Genomic DNA, 9,038 nt, shown 5'->3' on the forward strand with positions numbered 1-9,038 from the left:
GGTGGGACGACGTCGTCGTCCCACCCGCCCCTTCCCGCATCGGCCGTCTCCGCTCCTCCGTACGCGTCAATACGACCGGCGTATGAGTAGAGTACTCCCATCCATGGTAAAGTCGGTCTCCGTGGAATTTGTTTCCCGGTTTCGACCAGTGCATGCCACACAAAGGATGTCAAAGATAGATGTCAGCTATCGACGTTAGAAGTTTGAGGAAGCGTAAAATAACAGATGATACCCAAGCCTGATCCCACACATCATCGTTTTACAAACTACAGTTCCAACAACAGGGGCGTGTCATCGCACGCGGGGCATGCAGGAAAGGACATCCCCTATCGGAGATCCGGGACGGATGAAGAACTGGTAGACGCCTTAGACCAGCTGGACGGCAGAAATTACAGCTCCTACAAGTCTCTGATCGGCGATTGGAATTACCTGGACTTCGAACTGGGCATCGACCGCGTGCAGGCCGATCCCTTCGCTCCTCCGTCGGCGCTGCACGCCGTGACGACTCCGAAGAAAATGGGGCTTCCGCTCGACCTCATCGCCACGCCCGATCAACGGGTGGCGGTCGCGGACTTCCTCGTGCGGGCCTTTCGCCGGTCGATCGAGCGCTACGCCCCGGGAGGGGCCGTACGCATAGCCAGGACGGGTCCCGAGATCCTCGAGCGCTCGGCCTGCACCGTCACGCAGGACCGCGTCGAGCTCAGGTTCCAGGTGCAGCTCCCGGCCCGGAACCGTTCGATCCTCGGACACACGGCCGCGACCATCTTCGACAAGGACGTCCCCGACGCCATCGTCGACACCTTCGAGGTGGTCTCCCCCGACGCGGAGGAAAGCTACCTCGAGGCGCTGCGCGCACACGTGCACGCCTACGAGGACCACAAGGCTCTGCAAGCCGCCCTCGAGGAGAACGGCTGGGTGGCCTTCGTCGCCGACGGCGCCGTGCTGGCCCGCAGCTCGGGGGTGTCGCAGAAGCCTCTGGAAGGCGCGGTTCCCTTCGAGTCGCCCGATTCGCTGCGCAGGGAGGTGACGCTCCCCCACAGCGGCGTCGTCCGCGGGTTGGCGATCGAACCGGGCGTGACCGTGATCGTCGGCGGCGGCTACCACGGCAAATCCACCCTGCTGGGAGCCATCCAGCGCGGCGTGTACGCTCACGTCCCCGGAGACGGACGCGAACTGGTCGCCGCCCTTCCCGAGGCCGTCAAAGTGCGGGCGGCCGACGGGCGCGCGGTGACGGGCGTGGACGTCTCGCCGTTCATCACGCATCTGCCCGACGGCAGCGACGCGACCGCGTTCTCCAGCGAGAACGCCTCCGGCTCGACGTCGCAGGCCGCCGCCATCGTCGAGGCCGTCGAACTCCAGACGCCTCTCCTCCTCATCGACGAGGACACGTCCGCCACGAATCTGCTGATCCGCGATGCGCGGATGCGCATGCTCGTCGAGGCCGACAAGGAGCCGATCACGCCGCTCGTCGACCGGATCGCCTCCCTGGCGCATGGAAAGGGCGTGTCGACGATAATCGTCATGGGCGGTTCGGGCGATCTCCTCGACGTCGCCGACCGCGTGCTCATGCTCGACACCTACCGCTGCTTCGACGTCACCGAGCGGGCGCGCCGCGTCGTCGCCGAGCAGCCTCGCGAGATCCTCGAACTCCCCTGGCCTTTGGACCAGGCGCCTCGTCGGCCGCTTCGCGACGCCGGGCAGGTCGAGGGGCACAAGACCAAGGCTTCGGGGCTGGACAAGCTCTTCCTGGGAGACCAGACCGTGGACCTGTCGGACGTCGAGCAGATCGTCGAGCCGGGGCAGACCGAAACCATCGCGTGGGCCCTCCGCGGACTGCTGGACTACGTCGGGGACGGCAGGAGCGATCTGCCGCAGCTGCTCGACCAGTTGGAGGAGATCCTCGACCGGGACGGGCTGGACGCGCTGACCCGCTACGGGCTGAGGCAGTATCCGGCGTTCCTGGTGCGCCCTCGGCGAATCGACGTCGGTGCGGCCCTCAACAGGTATCGGGGTCTGTATCTGGCCTGAGACGCGGACGGGCTCGGGAAGACGCGCCTTCAGCGGTTCAGCCGGGCCTCGACGCCTTCCCTACACCGCCCGCCGCCGCTGGGCGTCCACCCAATCCCGGACGCTGACCCTGTGCCCCGTGTAGAAGGGGGTGTCCTCCCGCACGTGAAGCCTGGCTTCGGTGTAGCGCTGGCCGTGGAGGACGGCCTCGATCCTGTCGAGGCTGTCGGCCTCGAAGGCCAGTATCCACTCGTAATCGCTCATGCCGAAGGCGGACAGGGTCGATCCCTTGACATCGGGGAACCGCGCGCCCGAGCGGCCGTGCTCGGCCATGATGCGGGAACGCTCCTCGGCGGGCAGCAGATACCATTCGTAGGAGCGGATGAAGGGGTAGACGGTCACCCAGTCGCGGGGGGCGACCCCGCCCAGGCAGGCGGGAATGTGCCTCTTGTTGAACTCGGCGGGAGTGTGCTGGCCCATGACCGACCACACCGGTCGCAGCCGGGCGCCCAGCGAGGAGGCGACGAGCGCCCGGTAGGCCCGTTGGAGCACCAGGGGGTCGTCTGCGAGCCACCAGACGAGCAGGTCGGCGTCGGCGCGGAAGGCGGCGACGTCATACCACCCTCTGGTGACGGCGCCCGTAGCGTCGCAGGCCTGGCCGGCCGCGTCGGCGAGTCGCCGCCGCTCCAGGGCATCCGCCGGCAGCGGCTCGTCGGTCGCGAACACCGAGGTCAGGCCGTAGTGCAGAGCGCTGTTCACGGCCTCCGGGTCGACGTCGGCTGCGTCCCGCGGATCGGGGGTGGGTTCGCGCATTGTCTTGTCTCCTTTGTCTGTGCGCCGTTCAGCCCGCAACGCAGGCGGCGCGGCGACTCTATGCGGCCGGTCCGGAGCTCGTACAGGCCGTCCGTCCGCGGCCGGCTTCGACGCGGACGTCCCCCTCCCGCTCCAGGCATGCGCCCGGGCGGCATTCCTCGTGCCACGGGCCGATGTCCGTGATGGAGGCGGGCGGGGCGTCGAGGGCCTCGCCGCGCGCGACGGCGGCCCGTTCGAGCATCAGGTCCGCCAGCGATCTGACGAAGGCGGGGTGGGTCCCCGCCGTGGCGGCCCGGTCGTAGGAGAGCCCCAGCCCGTCGGCGGTGGCCTTCGCCTCGACGTCCAGGTCGTAGACGACCTCCATGTGGTCGGAGACGAATCCGATCGGCGCGCAGCACACGGCTTGCGCTCCCGAGGCCGCGAGCCTGCCCAAGTACTCGTTGACGTCGGGTTCCAGCCACGGCGCATGGGGCGGGCCGGAGCGGGAGCAGAAGACGAGGCCGTAGCGGATGCGGCGCAGGCCGAGGCGGCGCGCCGCCTCCGGCACGAGCACTCGGGCGAGCGCCTCGTGCTGGGCGGTGTACCTGGTCTCCGGCCTGTCCGGCTCGCCCGACCCCCTCTCCATCGCCAGCGGGATCGAATGGGTGACCAGCGCCAGGTCGATCCGGTCGAGATCGGCGCCGGCGGACGCCAGCCGGAGGAAGGACTCGACGATCGCCTGCACGTTGGCCTCCAGGAAGCCGGGGGAATCGAAGTACACCCGCGTCCGCTCGACGACGGGCGGCGGCGTCCAACCGATTCGCCGTAACGCCCCCTCCACGTCTTCGCGATACTGGCGACAGCCCGAATAGCAGGCGTAGGCGGATGTGGGCAGCATGAGGATCCGGCGCGCCCCGCGCCCCGCGAGTCCGAGCAGCGCCTCGTCGAGGAACGGGTGCCAGTTGCGGTTGCCCCAGACGATCGGGGTGTCGACGCCCCGGCGGTCGAGTTCGGCGCGCAGGGAGGATACGAGCGCGCGATTGCGCGAATTGATCGGGCTCACTCCCCCGAAGGCGAGGTAGTGCCGGGAGACCTCCTCCAAGCGGGACTCGGGTATCGCCCGGCCGTCGGCTACGCGCCGCAGAAACGGGAGGACGTCGTCCGGCCCTTCCGGCCCGCCGAATGAGACGAGGAGAACCGCGTCGTAGGGCCGGAGCGACGTTCCCGGGAACATGTCGGGCATCCAGTCGCAGCGCGCCGTCAGTCGAGGGGGTCTCCGAAGAGCCAGCCGTCGACCTCGGGCATGTCCTTGAGATGGGCGACCTTGTACTCCTCGTGCCTGGCGAGCTTCGCCTGGCACCAGCGCTTGAGGTCGGCCGATCCCCGCGGCTTGTGCTTGGAGTTGTTGATGGCGTCCATCACGAGGTGGTAGCGGTCCGCCCGGTTGCGGACCACCATGTCGAACGGAGTGGTCGTCGTCCCCTGCTCGATGAAGCCGCGCACGTGGAAGCGGTCGGCGTCAGGGCGGCCGTGGACGAGCTTGTGAATGGCGCCCGGATATCCGTGGAAGGCGAAGACGACGTCGCGGGTGTCCGTGAACAGCTCGGTGAAGTCGATGTCGCTCATCCCGACGGGGTCGTCCTTCGGGCGCGCCAGGCTCGTCAGGTTGACGACGTTGACGACGCGGAACTTCAACTCGGGGAGCTTGCGCCGCAGGATCTCGGCGGCCGCGACGACTTCCATCGTCACGACGTCGCCCGCGCAGCCGAGGATGACGTCGACCTCGCCGCCGGGGCCCTCGTTGGAGCACCAGTCCCAGATCCCGTAGCCCCTGGCGACGTGCTCCTCGGCCTCCTGAAGCGTCAGGTACTGCAGCTGGGGCTGCTTGTCCTGGACGATGAGGTTGACGCGGTTCGTCGACTCGAAGCAGTTGCGCGCCACGACGGCCAGGGTGTTCGCGTCCACCGGGAGGAACACCCGCGAGACCTCGCCGCGCAGGGAGAGCACGTTGTCGATGAGCCCCGGCCCCTGATGCGAGAAGCCGTTGTGGTCGTTGCGCCAGCACGTCGAGGACAGCAGGATGTTCAGGCTCGGGATGCGCTTGCGCCAGGCGAGTTTGCCGGCCTCTTCGAGCCATTTGCCGTGTTGGATGGTCTGCGACGCGGAGATGAGGCCGAAGGCCTCGTAGGAGGCGAACAGGCCGTTGCGCCCGGTCAGAACGTAGCCTTCGAGCCATCCGTGGCAGTTGTGCTCGGAGAGCACCTCCATGACCCGCCCCTCGCGCGAGATGGCGACGTCGGCGTCGGTGGTTCGCTCCATCGAGCACCGGTCGGAGGCCTCGAACACGGCGCCCAGGCGGTTGGAGTTCGTCTCGTCGGGGCAGAAGAGCCGGAAGCCGTCGGGATTGTCCGCGTACATGTCGCGCATCATCGCGCCGAGGGTGCGGGTCGACTCCGCCCGCACGGTGCCGGGCGAGGGCACGTCGACTTCGTATTCGGCGAGGTCGCGGATCTTCAGGGCGCGCTGGACTCCGGCGTTGACGGCCGGGATCATGGACATCCGCTTGTCGCCGCGGGGATTGGCGGCCAGGACGAGGGGCGTCGGGCGGCCCGAGGCGTCGAAGAGCTCGCCGGGCCGGTAGGAGGCGAGCCAGTCCTTGAGGATCTCCAGGTGCGCCGCGTCGGTCTTGACGCCCGACAGCGGCACCTGGTGGGCGCGCCACGTGCCCTCCACCACGACGCCGTCGACCTCGTGCGGCCCCGTCCACCCCTTGGGGGTGCGCAGGATGATCATCGGCCAGCGGGGGCGCTCGCCGTTGTGCTCGGGCGTCGGCCGGCCGGCTCGGGCGTCGGCCTGGATCTCGCGGATGCGCGCATACGCCTTGCCGAGGGCCTCGGCGAAGCGGTAGTGGATGCCCTCGTCCTCGCCTTCGACTTCGATGGGCTCGTATCCGTGCCCGCGGAACAGGTTGCGGACCTCTTCGGGATCCTTGCGGCCCAGGACGGTGGGCCCGGCGATCTTCGCGCCGTTGAGGTGGAAGACGGGCAGCACGGCGCCGTCGCGTTCGGGGTTGACGAAGGAGATGCCCTTCCACGATCCCTCCAGGGGACCGGTTTCCGCTTCGCCGTCGCCGACCACCGCGACGGCCAGGAGGTCGGGGTTGTCGAAGACCGCGCCGAAGGCGTGCACGAGGGCGTATCCGAGTTCGCCTCCCTCGTGGATGGACCCGGGGGTGGTGACGGACACGTGGGAGGGGATGCCCCCTGGAGCGGAGAACTGCCTGAAGAGCCGCGTCATGCCCTCCTCGTCGAGGCCGACCCGCGGATAGATCTCACTGTACGAACCCTCCAGGTAGGAAGCGCCCACCAAGGCCGGACCGCCGTGTCCTGGGCCGGTGATGAACACGACGTCCTGGTCGGTCTTCTTCACCAGATCGGAGACGTGGGTGTAGATGAAGGCCAGGCCCGGGGACGTCCCCCAGTGGCCGAGCAGTCGAGGCTTGATGTCGTCGAAGGTCAGCTTCGCGGGGGCGAGGGGCTCGGACTGGAGATATATCTGGCCGACGGTCAGGTAGTTGTTGGCGCGCCACCAGGCGTCCATGGACGCCACCTCTGCGGTGGTCGGATGGATGAGGGACTCGAGGATCTCCGGGGTGAGATCGCGAGGGGCCCTATCGGATGCAACGGTCATGTCCACTCCTATGCGTTTGACGCTTGCCGTTCAATTGTCTCGCACTCCCACCGCGATACCTAGGGTCAAGCTCACGTGTCGCAACGGGCGGAAAGTCCCTCGGCCGCCTCCGACTCGGCGCCGACGGCCGAAGAGCCCCAGGCGGCGAACGGGGCAGAGCCGGGCACAGCCCTCTCCGCCCCGCACCCCACGGCGCCTCTAGCCCTCTCGGAACATGACGCCCATGGATCCCTGCGGATAGTGCCAGGTCAGAGCCCCGGGGGCCGCCACCGCCAGGCACGTGCCGCACTCCAGGCATGCGGCGAACTCAACCGATATGGTGCCGTCGGGCTCCTCGGAGTAGACGTGGGCCGGGCACACGCGCACGAGGAGCTTGCCCGTGCCGGTCGCCTTGGCGATCTCCTGGTTGACGGTGATGTGGGAGTTCCCCTCGTCCACCTCGTAGACGTTCCTGCCCAGCCGCGACTGGACGCTTCCTAGGTAGTCAGCCATGTCACAATGCCCTCACTGCTTGGTAACCGATTCTGGCGAGCCGGCGGATCTTCAGCCCCGACGCCCTGAACGCCCCGTAGGCCGTGGGCAGGATGTGCCTGCGCGGAGTCAGGTCGAGGTTGTACACCCCGTGCAGAACGTCGGCGAGGAGCTCGCCCAGCTGCCCGTACATCTCCTCGTTCTCCAGGAACGCCGGAGCCTTGGCGAAGGTCGACATGTCCTTGCCCACGAAGGTCGACTCGTACTCCTCGATGTACCGCTCCAGCGAGGTTCGGCCGCAGTCCCCCGCCTCCAGCGCCCGGCCGACGGCCTTGGCGGCGGCGAGCGCGGAACCCGCGGCGAGGTCCATTCCCCGCACCGTGAAGCCGGTGTTGAGGGTGAATCCCGCGGCGTCGCCGATGACGACCAGTCCGTCGCGGACCAGGTCGTGCTGCATCTTCTCGCCGCCTTCGGCGACCAGGTGGCAGCCGTATTCGAGGAGTTCGCCGCCTTCGAGGAACGGCGCGATCGCCGGGTGGGAGAGGAAGTGGTCGTGCAGGTCCGAGGAGGACTTGCCTTTCTTCGCCAGATCGTCCAGGCGCGCGACGATGCCGATGGAGACGGACTCCCTGTTCGTGTACATGAATCCGCCGCCGGCCACGCCCTCGGTGCAGTCGCCGACCACCGCGTAGGCTGCGCCTTCGTCCCCGGTGAGGTTGAAGCGGCCCCGGATCGTCTCCTCGTCCAAGCCGATGACGGATTTGACGCCCACCGCGAGGTTGGCCATCGGTTCCTTGGCGCGGATGCCGGCGCCGCGCGAGATGAAGGAGTTGACGCCGTCGGCGGCGACGACCGCTCTCGCACGCAGCTCGTCCTCCCCCGCCCGGACGCCGACGAACCGGCTGCCCTCGCGGATGAGGCCGTCGACCTTGACCCCCGGCATGACGGTGGCGCCGGCCTCCTCGGCCTGCTCGGCCAGCCACGGGTCGAGCTTGGCGCGCAGAACGGTCACGGCGTTGACCGGTTCGGCCAGCCGCGCGTCCCAGTAGTCGACGTTGACGAAGCTCGCCGGGTTGAGGAAGCTCAGGCAGTTGCGGGTGATGCGCCGCTCCACCGGCGCCTCCTCGACGAAATCCGGGAACACCTCCTGCATGACACGGCAGTAGAACACTCCGCCGGAAAGGTTCTTCGAGCCGGGTTCCACTCCGCGCTCGATGAGCAGGACTTCCCGCCCGTCCTTCGCCAGCTGGTGCGCACACACCGCTCCGGCAACGCCACCGCCGACCACGATGACGTCGAAATCGTAGTTCTCCTCGGACATCGCGCCTACTTCGCGGCCTCGACGATGGCTGGCAGGGCCTCGTACAGGTCTGCGACGATACCGTAGTCGGCGCCCTCGAAGATCGGGGCCTTGTCGTCGTTGTTGACGGCGACGACGACCTTCGAGTCGACCATGCCGACCGTGTGCTGGATCTGGCCGGAGATGCCCACGGCGATGTACAGGTCGGGGGCGACGGACTGCCCCGAGACGCCGACGTAGCGGTCCGCGCTCATCCAATCGGCGCCCTCGGCCAGCGGACGGGAGCAGGCGAGCTCGGCGCCGATCGCGGCGGCGAGCTCCTCGGCGAGCTTGAGGTCCTCCTTGGCTTTGAAACCGCGCCCGGCCGCGACGATGCGTTTCGCCGAACCCAGGTTGGCCGAGGAGACGTCGACCTTGTCCTGGCCGGTGACGGTCGCCTCGTAGTACTCGCCGGAGGCGGTTTCGGCTGCCGGCGCCTCGCCCTCGGGCGCCGCCCCGCCGTCGAGCACGGCGACCACCGCGGTGTCGAAGGAGACGGTCTCCAGCGCGATGCCGCCGAAGCGGGAGAGCTCGGCGCTGCCCTGCCCGATCTCCTTGAGCCCGTGGAGGTAGGGAGCCCCGAGCCGCGCGGCCACCGCGCCGGCGAGCACGCGCTCGGCGGGCTTGTTGGCAGCGAGAACGACGTCTCCGGCTTCGGCCGCGACCGCGGCGGCCACGGCGGGGGCGGCGGCCTCGGCGGGCACGCCCTCGGCGAGGGGCACGTCGACGACCCGGTCGA

At 68.7% G+C, this 9,038-nt stretch carries 7 protein-coding genes; 1 reads left to right on the forward strand and 6 read right to left on the reverse strand.

Going from position 1 to position 9,038, the window contains the following annotated elements:
* Positions 1-225: 225 nt before the first annotated feature.
* The gene (locus HMPREF0043_RS02415; protein WP_084432062.1) at positions 226-2,028 is read left to right on the forward strand and encodes an ABC-ATPase domain-containing protein; all 1,803 of its coding nucleotides are present in this window, start codon (positions 226-228) and stop codon (positions 2,026-2,028) included.
* Between the two features lie 60 nt (positions 2,029-2,088).
* On the opposite strand, the gene hemQ is transcribed toward HMPREF0043_RS02415, so the two are convergent.
* The 6 genes from hemQ to HMPREF0043_RS02445 form a co-directional block, all read right to left on the reverse strand.
* On the reverse strand, positions 2,089-2,820 hold the full coding sequence (gene hemQ / locus HMPREF0043_RS02420; RefSeq protein ID WP_021601243.1) for a hydrogen peroxide-dependent heme synthase: 732 nt from the start codon (positions 2,818-2,820) through the stop codon (positions 2,089-2,091).
* Positions 2,821-2,878: 58 nt separating this feature from the next.
* The gene (locus HMPREF0043_RS02425) at positions 2,879-4,033 is read right to left on the reverse strand and encodes a ferrochelatase (RefSeq protein WP_084432071.1); all 1,155 of its coding nucleotides are present in this window, start codon (positions 4,031-4,033) and stop codon (positions 2,879-2,881) included.
* Positions 4,034-4,059: 26 nt separating this feature from the next.
* On the reverse strand, positions 4,060-6,489 hold the full coding sequence (locus HMPREF0043_RS02430; RefSeq protein ID WP_021601245.1) for a phosphoketolase family protein: 2,430 nt from the start codon (positions 6,487-6,489) through the stop codon (positions 4,060-4,062).
* A 198-nt stretch (positions 6,490-6,687) separates the two neighbouring features.
* Positions 6,688-6,981 carry a ferredoxin family protein gene (locus HMPREF0043_RS02435; protein ID WP_021601246.1) on the reverse strand — a complete coding sequence of 98 codons (294 nt, stop codon included), beginning with the start codon at positions 6,979-6,981 and terminating at the stop codon, positions 6,688-6,690.
* Between the two features lies 1 nt (position 6,982).
* A complete protein-coding gene (locus HMPREF0043_RS02440) occupies positions 6,983-8,281 on the reverse strand; it encodes an FAD-dependent oxidoreductase (RefSeq protein ID WP_021601247.1) in 1,299 nt (432 codons plus the stop codon).
* A gap of 5 nt (positions 8,282-8,286) precedes the next feature.
* A partial coding sequence (locus tag HMPREF0043_RS02445) for an electron transfer flavoprotein subunit alpha/FixB family protein (RefSeq protein WP_021601248.1) occupies positions 8,287-9,038 on the reverse strand: 752 nt, incomplete at its 5' end.

This window comes from Actinobaculum sp. oral taxon 183 str. F0552 (genome assembly GCF_000466165.1).
Lineage (GTDB): Bacteria > Actinomycetota > Actinomycetes > Actinomycetales > Actinomycetaceae > Peptidiphaga.

Bases quoted from the DNA above. Each gene is read 5' to 3' on its own strand.
- HMPREF0043_RS02415 (WP_084432062.1), top strand. From the start codon at position 226: ATGATACCCAAGCCTGATCCCACACATCATCGTTTTACAAACTACAGT.
- hemQ (WP_021601243.1), bottom strand. From the start codon at position 2,820: ATGCGCGAACCCACCCCCGATCCGCGGGACGCAGCCGACGTCGACCCG.
- HMPREF0043_RS02425 (WP_084432071.1), bottom strand. From the start codon at position 4,033: ATGTTCCCGGGAACGTCGCTCCGGCCCTACGACGCGGTTCTCCTCGTC.
- HMPREF0043_RS02430 (WP_021601245.1), bottom strand. From the start codon at position 6,489: ATGACCGTTGCATCCGATAGGGCCCCTCGCGATCTCACCCCGGAGATC.
- HMPREF0043_RS02435 (WP_021601246.1), bottom strand. From the start codon at position 6,981: ATGGCTGACTACCTAGGAAGCGTCCAGTCGCGGCTGGGCAGGAACGTC.
- HMPREF0043_RS02440 (WP_021601247.1), bottom strand. From the start codon at position 8,281: ATGTCCGAGGAGAACTACGATTTCGACGTCATCGTGGTCGGCGGTGGC.